Below are 17,718 nucleotides of genomic sequence, written 5' to 3'. Positions count from 1 at the left end.
TTAGATGAATTTTAAACTTTTAGTTATAATAAAAAATATAAAGGAAGAAAGTGAAGAAGATAATAATCTGGCACAATAACTCTTGTTCAAAATCAAATAGTGCAAAGTGTTTTTTGGAAGATAACGGTATAGAGTTTGATGTGAGAAATTATTTAGAAAATCCTCCTTCTAAAGATGAAATAAAAGAGGTTTTAAAAAAGCTAAATATAAGTGTAAAAGAACTTATTAGAGATAGTGAAAAACTATATATAGATTTAAATATTAAAAATGTAGAAGATGAAAATATTCTTTTAAATTTTATGGTAGAAAATCCAATATTAATTCAAAGACCAATTTTAATAAGCAATGAAAAAGCTTATATAGCAAGACCACCAAAAAAGATAGAAGATATAATAAATGAGTTTTAATATAAATGAGAAACAGTTAAGAATTAGATATATAAGAGTTGTTGAGAAATTTTTGACTAGAACAATTTCTTTGTTAAAGTTAGAAGATTTTAATAAAGAGTTATTTATAAAAAGAACAACTAAAAATTATGAAGATATGTGTAAAACTCAAAAAGTAGACTTGTATTCAGATTATTATACTGGATTAAATAGTTTTATTGATAAAACAATTACTTTTATAAAGAATCCAAGTGATGATTTTGTAGATGAAAGAGCAACTTTGTTAAAAGATGCAAATTTACTTCAAAAAGAAAAAAATAAAAATACTTACAAAAAAGACAAGCACAAAAAAGATAGATTTTATGATGGAAACTAGTGAGAAAAAATTCAATCTAACAGGTGCTTTGAAAAAAGTTCTTTATAAAAACGATGAAACAAAATACATTATTGCAGTTTTAGAAAATAATCAAAAGATTTGTGGAGTATATTTCGATGCTGATATTGAGAAAATAGTTGGTGAAGAGATAATTCTAAGTGGAAATTGGACAACTCATAACAAATATGGGGTTCAATTTGAATTTGATACTTTGCAAATAAAAGAGCATGAACTATTCTTTTTTCTTACTAAAATTGTTAAAGGTTTTACAAAAAAAGTTGCAAATGAGATTTTAGAAAAATATGGTGAAGAAGGTTTAATAGAAATCTTAGAAAATAATCCAAATGAACTTTTAAATTTTAAAGGAATTAAAGAAAAGAAATTAAAAACTATTTTATCTTCTTGGCACTCTTTTAAACATTTAAGAGAACTTGGAGCTTTTTTGGGAAAATTTGGCGTAACATCAAACTTAATCACAAAAATATATTCAACTTTCGGTGAAGTTGATAATCTAATAGAAAAAATAAAACAAAATCCATATATTTTGATAAATATAAAAGGGATAGGATTTAAAAGAGCAGATGAAATAGCAAAAGCTTTAGGAATAGATCCCAAATCAGAATTTAGAATAAGAGCATGTATAAATTATACTTTAAGAGAATTTTGTGATAACAACGGTAACTCTTCAATAGATAAATTTCATCTTTACAAGCTATTAGATGAAAGCTTGAGATTCTCAAACGAAGAGATGTTATATGAAAATATTTTAACAAATATGTTAGCGAAGGAAGAAATTTATCAAACAAGCCAAAATAGAGTTGCTTTATCTATGTTATATTTTGCTGAGAAAAGAATTTTAGATTTTTTTAATAGAAGAGCAGATGATAAAAATAGAAAAATTATTGAAAATTTTGAAGAATATTTAAATAAAAAACAACAAAGTTTAGGTTTTTCTTTAAGTGACGAACAAAAGAAAGCTGTAGAACTTATAAATTCTGGAGAAAAAACACTATTCTTAATAGGTTATGCAGGAACAGGAAAATCAACATCAAGTAGGGCTATTTTAGAGCTTCTTGAAGAGATTATGAGCTATGATGATATTATAACTATTGCTTTATCAGGAATTGCTAGTCAAAGAATAAGTGATACAACAGGTTATTCATCAAGTACTATTCAAAGTTTACTTGTAAAGCATAAAGAAAAAGAATTTTTTCCATATAAAGCAATACTTTTAGATGAAGCTTCAATGGTAAATTCAGTAACTTTTTATCAAATTATTTCAAAAATCAGTGATGATACAATTTTTATTATAGTTGGAGATGATGGACAATTACCTGCTATTGGGGCAGGGAATATTTTAGCTGATAGTATAAAGTTTGAGCTTGCTCCAATATGTAAACTTACAAAAATTTATAGACAAAATGAAAATCAAGCTATTGCAACTATTGCAAATGATATTAGAAAAGGTGAACTTCCAAATTACAAAGAAGACTATGAAGATTTTAAATTTGTAGATGTTTCAATTTCAAACTATTATTCTATGAAAAATTCACTAAGTCAAAATGAGTTTTCAAATATTAGAGGTGAAAATAGTGAATATATTTTAAATAATATTTTAAATATAGCAAGTGATTATATTCAAAACTATTATGATTTTATAAAAGATAAAAATATTGGAAAAGCATTAACTTTGTTTCAAGTAATTACTCCTATGAAAGGAGGAGTTTTAGGTGTTGAAAATTTAAATGTTGAACTTCAAAGACTTTTTAATCATACAAAATCAAAAAGTCTTAAAATAAAAGATTTTGAGTATAAGTTAACAGATAAAGTTATTCATATAAAAAATGAAAATATGAAAGCTCAAACTATGAGTATGTATAAATCAAATTCTAGTGATTTTATGGAAAGAAGAGTTTATAATGGTCAATTAGGATTGATAATAAAATTTGATTTTGATGAACAAAAATGTGTAGTACTATATCCAAATGATGATATGGTAGTTTTTTATGATTTTGATAATATTCATACTCTTTTAAATTTAGCATATTGTTTAACAATTCATAAAACTCAAGGAATGGAGTACGAAAATGCACTTATTCCTATGACATTTTCTCACTACATAATGCATAATACAAAGTTATTGTATACAGCAATTACAAGAGCAAAAAGAATGTGTTTTATTGTAGGAGAAGAAGAAGCTTTTAAAAGCGCTTGCAAAAAAATTGAGGTTACAATTAGAGAATCAATAATCAACGATTTATTGAGTAAAAATGATGAAAATTTTAAAATTGCACATCCAAACAATATTATAGATATTTCTATTTAAATAACATAAAAGCAATATTTTTGTAACATATCCTCTAAAAAATTTAAAGAGGATTTGATTTTATGATAACTTGGATGCAAAGGCATAAAAAATGGCTCGTTATTACTATTTGGATTAGTACAATAGCATTTGTTGGAGCTGGATTTGTAGGTTGGGGGTCTTATGATTATGGATCTAAAGGTGGAGTTGTAGCAACAGTTGGTAATAAAGAAGTGACTGTTGAAGAGTATCAACAAGAGTACTCAAATCTTTATGGTGAATATTCAAGAATGTTTGGTCCTATGTTTTCTAAAGAGTTAGCTCAACAATTAAGATTAGAAGATATTGCATTTAAAAAAGTTTTAGAAAAAAATCTTGTTATGGCTTATGGTGATTCTGTTGGATTTACTGTAACAGATGAAGAAGTAGCAAGAGAACTTTTAAAATATGAAGTTTTCCAAAAAAATGGAAAATTTGATAAAGATTTATATGTTAACGTTTTAAATCAAAATAAATTAACACCAAAAGATTTTGAAGATAGTTTAAAAAATTCTATTCTACTTCAAAAAACTCAAGAGTTATTTACTTTAAATCCTACTCAAAATGAAATTGAAAATATTAGTAAATTATTATTTATTCAAGATGATATTACAATTAAAATTTTATCTTTAAACGATATGAAAGTAGATGTGAAAGACGAAGAGATAAAATCTTATCATGAAGCTAACAAAAGTAAGTATATGAGTGAGATAGTTTATGATTTAGAAATCAAAACTATTCCTTTAATTTCCTCAAACCCAAGTGAAGAGGAAATTAAAACACAATACGATAAATTTAAATCAGATTATAAATTTGAAGATGGAAGAATAAAAACTTTTGAAGAAGCAAAAGAACAAGTAATTGCAGATTTAGATGAAAAATTCACAAAAAAAGAAGCTTTGAGCTTATTCTTAAAACTTAAAAAAGATGAAGAAAAATTTGACAAATCTGAGAGTTTTGCACAATCTAAACTTCCTTTTGTAGCTGAAAATATTGAGAAAATAGATGAAGTTAAAAATGGTGAAGTTGTTAAACCATTTTTTGAAAATAAAAATTACTATATAGTTAAATTAGTAAATAAAAAACCTTCGGCTCCTCTTAGTTTTGAAGAAGCAAAAGATAAAGTTACTTTAGATTTCCAAAGAGAATTAAAATCAAAAAAATTAGATGAAACAGCAAATAGTATGTTAAGTGGATTTGTGGGGGACAATATTAATGATGTTACTAGAGAATCTATCTCTAAAATACCTAATCTTGGTCAGCAAGAAGCTGCAACTTTCTTAAATCAATTATTTTCATCAACTAAAAAAGAAGGTGTTATAAGACTTGATGATAAAGCAGTTTTATATAGAATAAATAATTCTAAAATGGCTACTTATGACAAGTCTAAAGATGAATTAGTTAAGAATGCTGTGATTCAAGTTCAAGAAGGTGATTTAATAAACAATTTATTAAAAAAATTAGAAACAATTTATCCAATTAAAACATCAATACAAACAAAGGAGTGACATTGAATAATATTTTAGCGATTGATTTAGGCTCTTCTGCTATTACTACTGTTATTGCAAAACATGATAATGAAAATAATATAAGTATCTTAGGTACAGGAATTCAAGTTAGTAATGGTATAAATAAAGGTTTAATAATAAATATTGAAGATGCCTCTAAATCTATAAAAGATGCTGTTGATATGGCAAAAAAATCAACAAATGAACAAGTAGATACGACTGTAGTTTCTGTTTCAGGAGCTTATTCAAAAAGTCATAGAAGTACAGGTTCTGTAAATGTTCCAAATGGTCTTATCTCTGAAACAGAAATTAATCAAGTTATGCAAATGGCACTTTATAATGCAACAATAGTTCCAGATTATGAAGTTGTTCATGTAATTCCTATGTTTTTTAAAGTAGATGATAGTGTAGAGGTTGATAATCCATTAAATATGAATGGAACAAGATTAGAAGTTTCAGTAAATATTGTAATGTCAAAAAGAACAGCTTTAACAAATATAAAATCAGCTTTAAAAACTTCTGGTATTGATAATGTAAAATTTGTTTTGGATTCTTATGCTTCAGCATTAGCGGTTTTAGATGAACAACAAAAGAAATTTGGAGCAGTAGTAGTAAATTTAGGTTCAACAGCAACTGAGTTTGTATATTTTAAAGGGAATTCTATAGTTTATAATGGATTTATTCCTGTTGGTTCAAATCATATTACGACAGATTTATCTATTATGCTTCATACACCACCAAGTGCAGCTGAAAATATAAAATTAGAGTATGGCTCTTTAATAAAAAATTATTCTGAAAATAATGAATTAGAAGATAGAAAAGTTAAAACTCCTAGAATTGGTGATGAAAACAGTACATCAGAAATAGGGTTAGATTCTATTCAAACAATAATTCACGCTAGAGTTGAAGAAGTTTTAGTGTTAGTTAAAAAGAAGTTAAAAAAGAATGCACTTTTAGATAGTACAGGTTCAGGAATAGTACTAACTGGAGGAATGACGTATCTTGATGGAATAAAAGATTTAGCTAGAAAAGTTTTTGAAGGAATTCCTATTAGTGTTTCTGCTCCAAAACCAATAATAAATAGTTTTGATGTAAATTTTGACGAAGCATATATGTCTACAATAGTTGGACTTTTAGAATATTCTTTAGGAAAAAATAGAAGTTATCAATTAGATTCAAGTAAGAAATTAGTTAGACCTATTCAAAAAGAAAGAGCTATGGATATTATTAATATGCAAAATATGGCTAACAAAGTTATGGAGCAAAAAACAGACTCTTATCAAATAAAAGAGAGTGGTGGAATGGATTTAACTCATCTTGTAAAAGAGAAGAAAAAAGAGGGAATTGGAAAATTATTTAAAAAAGTAACGGAGTGGTTTTAATGGAAAATAGCAACTTATTTGGAACAGCTGAAATAAAAGTAACAGAACAGATGCCAACAAGAGTTTTATCAAATAACCAACCAAAAATTGCAGTTATTGGAGTTGGTGGAGGTGGTTGTAATATGGTAAACCACATGATAGAAGAAGGTTCTCATAAAATTGATTTAATTGTCGCAAATACAGATCTTCAATCACTTCATTCTTCAAAAGCACCTAAAAAAATTGAACTAGGACCAAAACTTACAAAAGGTTTTGGAGCAGGTATGAATCCTGAAGTTGGAAGAGATGCTGCAATAGAGAGTTATGAAGAGATTAAATCTGTTTTAGAAGGAACAGAGATAGTTTTTGTAGCTTCTGGACTTGGTGGAGGAACTGGAACAGGTGCTGCTGCAATTATTGCAAAAGCAGCAAAAGATGTTGGTGCACTTACAGTTTCTGTAGTTACTAAACCATTTGCTTGGGAAGGTAAAAAAAGAGCGGGTTTAGCTAATTTAGGATTAGAAGAATTAAAAAAAGTTAGTGACTCTTTAATAGTAATTCCAAATGAAAAGTTAAATGAAATTGTTGATGTTGGATTAACTTTCAAAAATTCATTTAAAATAGTTGATAATGTTCTATATCAAGCAGTAATTGGAATGAGTGAAGTTATCTTAAATCCAGGACATTCTGATATTAATACTGACTTTGCTGATGTTAAAACAATTATGAAGCATAAAGGTATTGCTCTAATGGGTATTGGAAAAGGAAAAGGGGAAAATTCAGTTCAAGATGCACTTGATAATGCAATAAACTCTCCACTTTTAGATAAGGTTCCATTAGAAGGAGCAAAAGGGATTTTAATACATTTTAGTATGAGTCCAAATATAACACTTTTTGCAATATCAAGTGTTATGAGTACAATTCATGATAAATTAGATCAAAATGCTGATATTATTTTTGGAACGACAACTGATAAAACTTTAGAAAATGATGAAATTAAAGTTACTATTATAGCAACTGGATTTGATTCAAAAAATGAAGATAGAGATCAAGTTGAAAATACTGATGAGACTGAACAAAAATCTGTTCCAATTGATAGTGAAAACTATTTAGACACTCCACCTCTTATGAGAGACTATAAAATTCAATACGCTTTAAAATAATCTTTATAAGAAGAGTTTTACAACTCTTCTTATATTTGGAAATCTATCTGTTTAGATTTTTTCTTGTTTTCATCTTCCCATTCAAAAATGAAACACATAGCTAGTTTATCTTTTTTAAGTAAGTATTTACCAGTAAAATAACCAGATACAAAAATAGATATTATTGCTAAAAATGAACTAAATACCAAAGTAGAAAAGCCGCTTAGCCCTTGTCCAACAGTACATCCTATAGCCATAATTCCACCAACACCCATCATTGCTCCACCAATCATATTATATTTTACTTTATTAATATTTTTGTTTGCTGTACAACCAAAACTATATTTTTTATTAAATAAAGTCGAAACAAAAGTTCCAACAAGTGCACCAATAACCAAACAAACACCAAAACTAAACTCATTTACTTGATAATATGTAAAAAGTTCAAGTGTTTTTGCACTAGGATATACAAAGCTTATAGCTTGAACTTGTATCTCTTTTTCCATACTTTCAGAACCAATGTAACCAGTAACAAACCAAGCAGCACCTATTAATAGACCTACTATTACTCCATCATATAAGCTAAATACTCTTTTTACTTTTTTTGTAAATGTATATAAAAGTACAAATAATACAGCCAATACTACATAAATGTTTAGTTGAAAATTATCTATAGTTTTAGATATTTCTATTAATGTAGGATTATTTATAAATGGATTTATAATCTCAAATAATACTCCTTTTGTTGTAGCATATGCAAAAATTGCTATAAAAATTAATGTAATTAAAGCATTTGAATCACCTTGGGCAAATTTTACTATGCTTCTACTACTACAACCATCAGCAATCATCATCCCTGCACCAAATAAAGCTCCACCAACTATAATTGCAAAATAGTTAATATCTTTTTTGAAATAAGCACTTTGTGTTAAATCAATTTCAAAATAATTTGAAATAATTTGTGTAGAAATTACTGCAACAATCATTGCCATAATTACACTTGCTGCTCTTTTTGTAGATTTTATTTGTAAAAAATCTTTTATACTTCCACTAAAACAAAACTGGTTTTTTTGAGCAATAAATCCAAAAATTATACCTAAGGCTAAACCTAAAATATTTACTAAACTATAAGTTTCTAATTCAAACATATCTATATTTCATCCTCATCATCTTCTCTCATATCTTCAAGATCTAAAAGAATATTATTAGCCTCTTCCTCAGTTAATAGACCTTTATCTATTTGATTTAGTGCTTCATTATAAAACTTTTTAACATCTTGCATATATTCTAGTTCTATTTTCAAATTTTTATTACTACTATTTTTTTCTAAAAGTTTTTCTATTGCAACTATCTCTTCTTCTACTTCTATTAAAACATCTGTTTTTAAAAGTACTTCTAGTTCTTTTATTTTACTCAAAACATATCCTTTTATAAATTTTAAACATTATATTAAAAATTACTTTTAATTATTAATATAATTCTTTAAAATGATTATTTTTAAACATTTATGTCACTAAAAGGCTTTTTTATTTTAGTTTAGATAGACTTTATTATTGAAAATTTGTGTAAACCGGAAAATATTTTGAAAATAGAGACAAAAATAGAGAAATTTAATGAACCGTTATATCTTGAGAGTGGAAGATTACTTGAAGAGTTTGAAATAGTTTACGAGACTTATGGAACACTAAATGAAGATAAATCAAATGTAATTATTATTTGTCATGCTTTATCAGGTAGTCATCATGCTGCAGGAAGATATGAAAAAGAAGCAAAAGCAGGTTGGTGGGATAAATTTATAGGAGATGGAAAAACTATTGATACAAATAAATATTTTGTTATTTGTTCAAATAACATAGGAAGTTCTTATGGTTCGACATCTCCTTTAAGTATTAATCCATCAACAAAAAAAGAGTATAGATTGAAATTTCCTGTTTTAACAATCTCAGATATAGTTAATGCACAAATGAAACTTTATAAAAAACTAGGAATAAATAATGCAGTTGCAGTAATTGGTGGAAGTATGGGAGGAATGCAAACTTTGTGTTATGCAATAGAACATCCAACTTTTGCAAAACACTACATTGCAATGGCATGTACAGCATATACAAGACCTTGGGTAATAGCTTTAAATAAGATAGGAATAGAAGCAATTAGACATGATAAAGCATTTAAAAATGGTGAGTATGATAAAGAAGATTTAAGAGCAAATGGTCTTGTAGGATTAGCTATTGGTAGAATGGCTGGATTGATTGCTTATTTAAGTCCAGATTTATTTAATAGAAAATTTTCAAGAGATTATGTTGAAACAGATGGGCTTTATGAGCTATTTGGTAGATTTGAAATAGAAAAATATTTAGAACATAATTCTTATAGTTTTCCAAAATTTTTTGATCCATTATCATATTTATATATATGTAAAACAATTAATATTTTTGATGCAGGAAGAAATAAAGATAGCCTAGAAGAATCTTTTACGAAAATTGAAGGAAAACTTCATTTAATTGCTTTTAAAGACGATATGTTGTTTTTCCCTGAAGAGATGGAACAGATTAAAGATATCATGATAAAAATTGGTAAAAAGGAACAAGTTACATTCAAACTTGTAGATAGTTCTAGTGGGCATGACTCTTTTTTAGTTGAAGTTGAAAAATTTGAAGAGCATGTAAAAAATGTATTAAAGGATTAAAATGGAAAAAAATAATGAAGAAACTTTAAATTTTGAAGAAAAAATAGTAAAAGCAAAAGAAATTTTAGAAAAGCTTACAAAAAATGATATTACTTTAAGTGATTCTCTAAAATTATATAATGAAGGTCTAAAAGAACTAGAAGTTGCTCAAAAATTACTAGAAGAAGCAAAATTAGTTTTTACTACACAAAATAAGAGCTAAATACTCTTATTTTTCTATAAAATAAGCTATTATTAACTAAACAAATAAAAATAATAATTTTTACTAATAAAGGTATCAATATGATAAATTTTAATGAATATTTTAATAGACAAATAAATCTTTGGGGAGAAGATACTCAAAAATCTCTTCAAAATAAAAAAGTTGCAATTATTGGAAGTGGTGGATTAGGAAGTAGCTTGGGATTTGCACTAGGAGCTAGTGGTATTGGAGAATTTACGCTAGTTGACTTTGATACGGTAAGTGTTAGTAATATTCATAGACAAATAGCTTTTAAAGTCTCTGATGAGGGAAAACATAAATCAATTGTTTTAAAAGAATTGATTGAAAGTAGATGTCCTTTTACAAAAGCAACTGCTTATGTTGAGAGTTTTGATGAATTTTCTAAAAGAGATTTAAAATTTGATTTAGTAATCGATGCAACAGATAATCTTCCTACAAGAGCTGCAATAAATTCATGGTGTCAAAAAAATAATCAAATTTGGCTTTATGGAAGTGTTGAAGAGTTTCATGGACAAGTTTGTTTATTTGAAAAATCAAGTTATGAAGCTGTTTTTCAAATAACAAATAGAAAACCAAATGGTATTGCTTGTCCAATTGTTATGAATATAGGATCTCTTCAAGCAAATATTGCGATTAGATTTTTAGCAGGACTGGAAGTTCAAAAAGATATATTGCATTATTTATATTTTGATAAAAATGGAAATTTAGGAATTAAAAAATTTAATTTACCAAAATAGATATATAATAATTTTTTAATTATTATTCAGCTTTTTTTTATTAAAAGAAGCTGAATTTTGTCCTTTTTAATTCTTTTTTTACAAACTTATATCAAATTATCACATTTTAATTACTAATCTAACAAAAACTTAAGTACTTTTTAGATAAGCTTGCCAAATTTTTAAATCAGCGAAAGGAAAGTTATGCCAAAAAGAGAAGATATAAAAAACATTTTGTTAATTGGTTCAGGACCAATTGTTATAGGGCAAGCGTGTGAGTTTGATTATTCAGGTACACAAGCAACAAAAACTTTAAAAGAGCTAGGATATAGAGTTATATTAGTAAACTCAAATCCTGCAACTATCATGACAGATCCAGAGTTTGCTGATAAGACTTATATTGAGCCAATTACAGAAGAGGTTGTTCTTAATATCATTAAAAAAGAGAATATTGATGCAATCCTTCCAACTATGGGTGGACAAACAGCGTTAAATGTTGCAACTTCTATGTATTCAAAAGGTCTTTTAGAAGGAATTAAATTTTTAGGAGTTCATCCAGAAGCTATTAAAAGAGGTGAAGATAGACATCTTTTTACTGAATGTATGAAGAGAATAGGATTAGATTTACCTAGAAGTGAAAATGCATATAGTCTTGAAGAAGCTATAAGAGTTGCTAAAGAGATTGGTTTTCCAGTAATTAGTAGAGCTTCATTTACTCTTGCAGGTGCAGGAAGTGGAGTTGCTTATAATATGGAAGAATTTAAAGCTTTAGCACAAGCGGGGCTTGACGCTTCTCCAATAAACGAAATTGAGATATTAGAATCAGTTTTAGGTTGGAAAGAATATGAGATGGAAATTATACGAGATACTAATGATAATTGTATAGTAGTATGTTCTATTGAAAACTTAGACCCTATGGGAGTTCATACAGGAGATAGTATTACAATTGCACCTGCACTTACTTTAACAGATAAAGAATATGCAGTAATGAGAGAAGCTTCTTTTGCAATTTTAAGAGAAGTTGGAGTAAATAGTGGTGGATCAAATGTTCAGTTTGCAATGTGTCCAAAAACTGGAAGAATGATTGTTATTGAGATGAATCCAAGAGTTAGTAGAAGTTCTGCACTTGCATCTAAAGCTACAGGTTACCCAATAGCAAAAGTATCAACACTTCTTGCAGTTGGATTCACACTTGATGAGATTACAAATGATATGACTGGAACACTTGCAAGTTTTGAGCCTGCGGTTGACTATATAGTTGCTAAAGTTCCTAGATTTACATTTGAAAAATTCCCAAAAGCAAATTCAACTCTAACAACTTCTATGAAAAGTGTTGGTGAAGTTATGTCTATAGGAAGAAACTTTAATGAGACTATCCAAAAAGCTTATTGTTCACTAGAAACAGGAATTTGTGGATTTGATAGCATTACAACAGATTTAGACTTAATTAAAAAAGAGATAAGAAGACCAAATGATAAGAGACTTCAATACTTAATGGATGGTATGAGACAAGGTCTTACAAATGATGATATTTTTGAATTATCAAAAATTGATCCATGGTTCTTAGCAAAATTTAGAGAATTATACGAACTAGAGTTAGCAATGACTCCAGCTATTTTAAAAGATGAAGAACTTCTTAGAAAAGTAAAAGCAAATGGATTTAGTGATAAATTTATTGCAAATATTATAGGAAAAACTGAAGAAGATGTATATAATGCGAGAAAAGCTTTAGATATAGATTTTGAATATAATGAAGTTGATACTTGTGCTGGAGAATTTAAAGCTTTAAATCAATATTTATATTCAACTACTAATATTTCAAAATTACCAAAAGTAGAAACTCCTAAATCAAATGAGAAAAAAGTTATGATCATTGGTGGTGGACCAAATAGAATTGGTCAAGGAATCGAATTTGATTATTGTTGTGTACATGCAAGTTTTGCATTAGCTGAAATGGGTGTAAAAACAATTATGTATAACTGTAATCCAGAAACTGTAAGTACAGATTATGATACATCAGATGTTTTATATTTTGAACCAATTGATTTTGAACATGTTAGAAGTGTAATTGAAAAAGAGCAACCAGATGGTGTTATTGTTCATTTTGGTGGACAAACTCCTTTAAAATTAGCGCAAGTCTTAACAAAAGCTGGAGCGAAAATTATTGGAACAACTGCTGATGTAATTGATCTTGCTGAAGATAGAAAAAAATTCTCTGCTTTTGTTGAAAAAATCGGTCTTTTACAACCAGAAAATGGAACAGCAGTTAAATTAGATGAAGCTATAAAAATAGCTGAAAAAATTGGATATCCAGTATTAGTTAGACCTTCATTTGTTCTTGGTGGAAGAGGAATGAAAATAGTTTATTCTACTGAAGAGTTAAAACAATATATGGATGAAGCAGTTTCTGTTTCAAATGATGCTCCTGTTTTAATTGACAAATTCTTAGATAGAGCAATTGAGCTTGATGTTGATTGTATTTGTGATGGTAAAGAGGCTTATATTGGTGGAATCATGCAACATATCGAAGAAGCAGGTATTCATTCAGGTGACTCAGCTTGTTCATTACCTCCAATTAGTATAGAAGATAATTTAATTAAAGAGTTAGAAACAAAAACAAAAGAGATGGCTTTAGGATTAGGTGTAGTTGGGTTAATGAATGTTCAATATGCTATTCATAAAGGGCAAATTTACTTAATTGAAGTAAATCCAAGAGCATCTAGAACAGTTCCTTTTGTATCTAAAGCGACAGGTATGCCTTTAGCAAAAGTTGCAACTAGAGTTATGTGGGGAGAAAGTTTAAGAGATGCTCTTAAAGTATATGATAGAAATATCGTATATGAAGATAACGGTGTCTTAAAACCAAGATTAAAAGATCACGTAGCTGTTAAAGAATCTGTTTTCCCATTTAATAAACTTGTAGGAGCAGATTTACTTTTAAGTCCAGAGATGAAAAGTACAGGTGAAGTTATGGGTATTGCTTCAAACTTTGCTATGGCATTTGCAAAATCTCAAAGTGCAGCTAAAAACTCACTTCCTAAATCAGGAAAAGTATTTATATCTTTATGTGATTTAGATAAACCTTTTGCTGCAACTATTGCAAAAAGTTTAGTTGAAAGTGGATTTACTATTGCTGCGACTGGTGGAACAGAGAAAATTATTACTGAAGCTGGTATTGCTTGTGAGAAAGTGTTAAAAGTAAGTGAAGGGAGACCAAATATTACTGATCTTTTAACAAATGGTGATATAGCAATGGCTATAAATACAAGTGGTGAGCAAGAAAGTTCTAAAGATGATGGTAAAGAAATTAGAAGAGCAGTTTTAAGAATGAGTGTGCCTTATTTTACAACTGTTGCTGCTGCTTTTGCTGCTGCAGATGCAATTAAAGAGTTAAAAACTTCTGATGTTTCAACTCCTAAATCGATTCAAGAATATTTAAATTACTAATGAATCCTAATTTGGTGTACCTGGTACAAACTGATACCACTGTTGGTTTCTCATCAATTAATGATGAGAAACTTTCAGCTACCAAACAAAGAGATAAAAATCAAAAAAATCTTAAAACAGTAGATAGTTTTAATACTTTAAAAGAATTTACAAGAATTCCTAAAAAATATAATAAATTAGTTAGAAATAGTAAAAAATCTACATTCATTTATCCAAATTTATCATCATTTAGAGTGATATCTAAAGAATCACATTTCTTTGATTTTATAAAAAAATTCAAGATTCTTTCTTCAACATCTGCTAATAAAACAAAAGAAAATTTTCAATATGAATATGCTATAAATAATTCAGATGTGGAAGTGATAAATAATCTGGGTTTTTTTGAAACAACATCTTCAAGAATTTATAAAATTGGTAAAAATAGTTTAACAAGAATAAGGTAGACTGTTTATATCTTTTAATTTTAAGCAAAACAAAACCGAAACTAAACTATAATCCATTTTCTTTTTAAAGACCCTGTCGTCTAGTGGCCAAGGACCCTAGGATTTCCTCCTAGTGACGCATGTTCGAATCATGCTGGGGTCGCCACGTAATCATGGTACTTCTAGAACTTTTAAAGTTTTTCTATTTTTTACTTTCACACCTATTTCACACCTCTCTTGTAAAAAAATAAATAAAATTTCAATGCTAAGATTATTTTATAAAGTTTTTATTCCTAATACAAAAAATATATTATTCAGTGTTTTATTTATCTTTTAAATAATTAATATGATAAAAATAGTTTAGTTTTTTAAAGTTAGTCTTTTATTAGTTTTGCTGAGCTTTTAATTTTATAATACCTTAATACTCTAAATTAAAATAAATTATTAATTTAATATTAAAATTTATAATTAATATATTAATTTAAGCTATGTGCTTAAAATTTCTATGTATATTTGATTCCCTACGTCATTCTAATATTCTTTAATACATATTGTAACGATATTTTCGCTAAATTCATTATATTTACATTGTTTCTAAATCTATATATACTTATATAAATATTTAGAGCTTTGGCAAGCTCACATCTGCTTAGACAGATTTATCGCCCGATAAATTTGCCTAAGCTCTAAGTATTTTAATGGGTGAGTAAACGCCAAATAAGCACTCTATTTTATTACTAATTTTATAATAATTAAATTTAAAGATATAAAGCCACTTTATTGTTGGAGAATATTTTGAAGTTTAAAAAAGGAGGTTCCTAGCAATTCTTTACCTGTTAGTTTGGCGACTACAAGAATTGCTAAAAAAGTGAAAGCATTATAACATAAATCACAAATAAAATCAACCTTATTCTAATTTCAAAAAAGCAACTTAAATGTTGAGAATAAAATATTGTCCAAATAAAACTATTATTAAGCGGTAGAGTGTAAGGACTGCACAGTAAGGCGAAATCCTACAATAAATGGAATACTTACATGAGGTGAGAATGAACTCACCGAAAATAATCATAGCCAAATAAGAGACCAAATCAGCAAGGTGTGAGGATGTGTATGTGGTACGATTCACCTTGGAGATGCCCGTTCTACTATTTATGTAGTAGCAAGAACACCCCTATAGATTTACCAGTTAAGATATAAAACAGAGGTTTTTAAATTAGTAATAAGTACTAATACTGGATTGATAAAGATATAGGTTACTAGATAAGGGGAACCGTCTAGTGTAATTGTGTTGTAGATTAAGAGCTGAACAATAATCTACTTAAGTCGAAGCGACCGACCGAAAAAGTCGAGTCATAACTTAACTTGTCCTGTAACAAATTGTTAAATCCAGTTTGTTACAAGGGCAAGTTGTCTCCGCTTCCCTTCCTCCCCTATCAAATCATCTTCCTTCTTTTGTTTTTTCCCTATAAAAATAAAAAAATCAAGAAGGAGACAACTGAGACAAAGAAGGTGGAAAATAAATATTATCAAAACTATTTAATTTTTCAAATAGAATATCTGATCATTAATTATAAAAGTAATTTTTTTACATTAGTATTTGATAATTCTAATATATCACTGTATGTGATTTCATTTTCAGATTTATTAATAATTGAAGATAATTTTAATTTACTTAATTCATTGTATTTTTTATATACTTCTCCAGCATCAATAAAACCATCTTCATAAATATTTACCCATTCATCAACAGCTAAAACTTCATAATTATTATCAATAGCAATAGAAAAATTTTTACCAGGATTGAAAGCTTTATAAATAATTTCTTTTATATCATTTTTACATTGCATAAATCTTGGCTTTAAATATTCTAAGTGATTATTGAAATCTTCATCTGTAATTGATATAAATTGTTTATAAATATCTATAAATCTTTCTAAATCAACAATATTTTCTTTTTTAATTTTTGAAATTATATTGTGTTGTTTTTCTACAAAAGCAAAATCAACATAATCTCTAATGGTAACATGTTTTCTATGTTTTATTTTTTTTGCAATAATTTCTAATGGAGTTTGTATTTTTATGTTTCTGAGTCCTAAAACATCATCCACAATAAAAGGTTCTGAAGTTAGATATCTACTTTCTAAAAAATCTAATTTAAGTTGATGATTTAGATCTGATAAGATAAATGTTATTCCAGAATTTGAAACTTCAGTATCTTCTACAGAAATTTCAAATCCTTCACAAATAGCTAGCTTATAATCGATTAGTTTTTGAATACTACTTATATCTTCTGTGAAAATATCAATATCATAAGACATTCTATGATTATAATGATAGCATGACAGTGCTGTTCCTCCACCAAAACTCCAATCAGTTATATTATAATCATCTAATATATAAGTTACATCCTCTAATAATTCAGCTTGTTCTGAAAAATCATATTCATTCATATTCTTCAACTTTATAAGATGTTTTCTCTTTTAATGCAGCGTGAATTGATTTGATTTTAGCTTTGTTAATATGATTTTTTTCAACAAATTTTTCTAATACATTTCTAGGCATTTCATTAAAAATTCTTACATATATAGGACTTTTTTCTTTTTCAAATTGATCAAAGATAGTCAAAGCTTCATTTATTTTTAATTGCTTATCTTTTACAAATGACCAGTTACAATATGCTAAAAATTTATTATCATAACTTGATTCATGATTTAGAGTAATATTTTGATTAGACATATTTACATTATTGTTAAGAAGTACTTCTCTTCTAACATATCTTCTCATCTTAAATTCTCCTTATGAAAATCAATTTTTTATATATTTTCTTTACAATGTTAGCATATATAGTATAAAGTTTATTTTAATATTTGAAGTAGTTTGCATAAGAATTATTTTAATATTAAATCCACTTTTTATGTAATGCAGAGATAGGGAATGACTTCCCAAAAATGTACACATTTTTATTCTCTGCTCTACGAGACTCACTTGCTAAAACTTTTTTTCAAAAAGTTTTAGGTTTTTATTAGTGAAAAATTTTTTAAATATTTACAAACTATACATTTTATTAAATCAATATTTTAGAAGAGCTATTTGTAAATGATATTTTA

Annotated in this window: 15 protein-coding genes and 1 tRNA gene; 12 read left to right on the top strand and 4 right to left on the bottom strand. The window is 27.2% G+C overall.

Annotation, left to right across the window (positions count from 1 at the left end; translation table 11 throughout):
* Positions 1-50: 50 nt before the first annotated feature.
* From arsC to ftsZ, 6 genes are all read left to right on the top strand, one after another.
* The gene (gene arsC / locus ACBT_RS07120; RefSeq protein ID WP_024775102.1) at positions 51-407 is read left to right on the top strand and encodes an arsenate reductase (glutaredoxin); all 357 of its coding nucleotides are present in this window, start codon (positions 51-53) and stop codon (positions 405-407) included.
* Positions 397-762: a hypothetical protein gene (locus tag ACBT_RS07115; protein WP_024775101.1), complete on the top strand. Its 366-nt coding sequence runs from the start codon at positions 397-399 to the stop codon at positions 760-762. The genes arsC and ACBT_RS07115 overlap by 11 nt, the downstream gene beginning before the upstream one ends.
* Positions 749-3,088 carry an AAA family ATPase gene (locus ACBT_RS07110; RefSeq protein WP_228130294.1) on the top strand — a complete coding sequence of 780 codons (2,340 nt, stop codon included), beginning with the start codon at positions 749-751 and terminating at the stop codon, positions 3,086-3,088. The genes ACBT_RS07115 and ACBT_RS07110 overlap by 14 nt, the downstream gene beginning before the upstream one ends.
* Positions 3,089-3,150: 62 nt before the next feature.
* Positions 3,151-4,614 (top strand): peptidylprolyl isomerase, encoded by a 1,464-nt coding sequence (locus ACBT_RS07105; RefSeq protein ID WP_024775099.1) that lies wholly within the window; start codon positions 3,151-3,153, stop codon positions 4,612-4,614.
* 2 nt (positions 4,615-4,616) lie between these two features.
* A complete protein-coding gene (gene ftsA / locus ACBT_RS07100) occupies positions 4,617-5,996 on the top strand; it encodes a cell division protein FtsA (protein ID WP_024775098.1) in 1,380 nt (459 codons plus the stop codon).
* Positions 5,996-7,138 carry a cell division protein FtsZ gene (ftsZ, locus tag ACBT_RS07095; RefSeq protein WP_119183990.1) on the top strand — a complete coding sequence of 381 codons (1,143 nt, stop codon included), beginning with the start codon at positions 5,996-5,998 and terminating at the stop codon, positions 7,136-7,138. The genes ftsA and ftsZ overlap by 1 nt, the downstream gene beginning before the upstream one ends.
* Before the next feature lie 29 nt (positions 7,139-7,167).
* On the opposite strand, the gene ACBT_RS07090 is transcribed toward ftsZ, so the two are convergent.
* Both ACBT_RS07090 and ACBT_RS07085 read right to left on the bottom strand, forming a co-directional pair.
* Positions 7,168-8,265: a YeeE/YedE family protein gene (locus ACBT_RS07090; RefSeq protein ID WP_024775096.1), complete on the bottom strand. Its 1,098-nt coding sequence runs from the start codon at positions 8,263-8,265 to the stop codon at positions 7,168-7,170.
* Positions 8,266-8,267: 2 nt separating this feature from the next.
* Positions 8,268-8,534, bottom strand: coding sequence for a hypothetical protein (locus tag ACBT_RS07085; RefSeq protein ID WP_024775095.1), 267 nt, complete (start codon positions 8,532-8,534; stop codon positions 8,268-8,270).
* 165 nt (positions 8,535-8,699) lie between these two features.
* Here ACBT_RS07085 and metX point away from each other — a divergent pair, with 165 nt between their 5' ends.
* From metX to ACBT_RS07055, 6 genes are all read left to right on the top strand, one after another.
* Positions 8,700-9,803: a homoserine O-acetyltransferase MetX gene (metX, locus tag ACBT_RS07080; RefSeq protein ID WP_024775094.1), complete on the top strand. Its 1,104-nt coding sequence runs from the start codon at positions 8,700-8,702 to the stop codon at positions 9,801-9,803.
* A 1-nt stretch (position 9,804) separates the two neighbouring features.
* Complete coding sequence (gene xseB, locus ACBT_RS07075) at positions 9,805-10,005, top strand: exodeoxyribonuclease VII small subunit (RefSeq protein ID WP_024775093.1); 201 nt, start codon at positions 9,805-9,807, stop codon at positions 10,003-10,005.
* An 80-nt stretch (positions 10,006-10,085) separates the two neighbouring features.
* Positions 10,086-10,763: a HesA/MoeB/ThiF family protein gene (locus ACBT_RS07070; protein WP_024775092.1), complete on the top strand. Its 678-nt coding sequence runs from the start codon at positions 10,086-10,088 to the stop codon at positions 10,761-10,763.
* A 183-nt stretch (positions 10,764-10,946) separates the two neighbouring features.
* Complete coding sequence (carB, locus tag ACBT_RS07065) at positions 10,947-14,189, top strand: carbamoyl-phosphate synthase large subunit (protein WP_024775091.1); 3,243 nt, start codon at positions 10,947-10,949, stop codon at positions 14,187-14,189.
* The gene (locus ACBT_RS07060) at positions 14,189-14,632 is read left to right on the top strand and encodes a Sua5 YciO YrdC YwlC family protein (RefSeq protein WP_024775090.1); all 444 of its coding nucleotides are present in this window, start codon (positions 14,189-14,191) and stop codon (positions 14,630-14,632) included. The genes carB and ACBT_RS07060 overlap by 1 nt, the downstream gene beginning before the upstream one ends.
* 69 nt (positions 14,633-14,701) lie before the next feature.
* A tRNA-Glu gene (locus ACBT_RS07055) sits at positions 14,702-14,777 on the top strand.
* A gap of 1,402 nt (positions 14,778-16,179) precedes the next feature.
* Here ACBT_RS07055 and ACBT_RS07050 read toward each other — a convergent pair.
* The gene (locus ACBT_RS07050) at positions 16,180-17,061 is read right to left on the bottom strand and encodes a nucleotidyl transferase AbiEii/AbiGii toxin family protein (protein ID WP_024775089.1); all 882 of its coding nucleotides are present in this window, start codon (positions 17,059-17,061) and stop codon (positions 16,180-16,182) included.
* The gene (locus tag ACBT_RS07045) at positions 17,054-17,395 is read right to left on the bottom strand and encodes a hypothetical protein (protein WP_024775088.1); all 342 of its coding nucleotides are present in this window, start codon (positions 17,393-17,395) and stop codon (positions 17,054-17,056) included. Before ACBT_RS07045 ends, ACBT_RS07050 begins: the two co-directional genes overlap by 8 nt.
* Between the last annotated feature and the right edge of the window lie 323 nt (positions 17,396-17,718).

This window comes from Aliarcobacter cibarius (assembly GCF_013372265.1).
GTDB lineage: Bacteria > Campylobacterota > Campylobacteria > Campylobacterales > Arcobacteraceae > Aliarcobacter > Aliarcobacter cibarius.
This window is presented reverse-complemented; position numbering and strand designations above follow the sequence as displayed.

Excerpts from the sequence above, each read along its gene's own strand:
- ACBT_RS07115 (WP_024775101.1), top strand. The coding sequence starts at position 397 with ATGAGTTTTAATATAAATGAGAAACAGTTAAGAATTAGATATATAAGA.
- ACBT_RS07110 (WP_228130294.1), top strand. The coding sequence starts at position 749 with ATGATGGAAACTAGTGAGAAAAAATTCAATCTAACAGGTGCTTTGAAA.
- ACBT_RS07105 (WP_024775099.1), top strand. The coding sequence starts at position 3,151 with ATGATAACTTGGATGCAAAGGCATAAAAAATGGCTCGTTATTACTATT.
- ftsZ (WP_119183990.1), top strand. The coding sequence starts at position 5,996 with ATGGAAAATAGCAACTTATTTGGAACAGCTGAAATAAAAGTAACAGAA.
- ACBT_RS07090 (WP_024775096.1), bottom strand. The coding sequence starts at position 8,265 with ATGTTTGAATTAGAAACTTATAGTTTAGTAAATATTTTAGGTTTAGCC.
- xseB (WP_024775093.1), top strand. The coding sequence starts at position 9,805 with ATGGAAAAAAATAATGAAGAAACTTTAAATTTTGAAGAAAAAATAGTA.
- ACBT_RS07070 (WP_024775092.1), top strand. The coding sequence starts at position 10,086 with ATGATAAATTTTAATGAATATTTTAATAGACAAATAAATCTTTGGGGA.
- carB (WP_024775091.1), top strand. The coding sequence starts at position 10,947 with ATGCCAAAAAGAGAAGATATAAAAAACATTTTGTTAATTGGTTCAGGA.
- ACBT_RS07060 (WP_024775090.1), top strand. The coding sequence starts at position 14,189 with ATGAATCCTAATTTGGTGTACCTGGTACAAACTGATACCACTGTTGGT.
- ACBT_RS07050 (WP_024775089.1), bottom strand. The coding sequence starts at position 17,061 with ATGAATGAATATGATTTTTCAGAACAAGCTGAATTATTAGAGGATGTA.
- ACBT_RS07045 (WP_024775088.1), bottom strand. The coding sequence starts at position 17,395 with ATGAGAAGATATGTTAGAAGAGAAGTACTTCTTAACAATAATGTAAAT.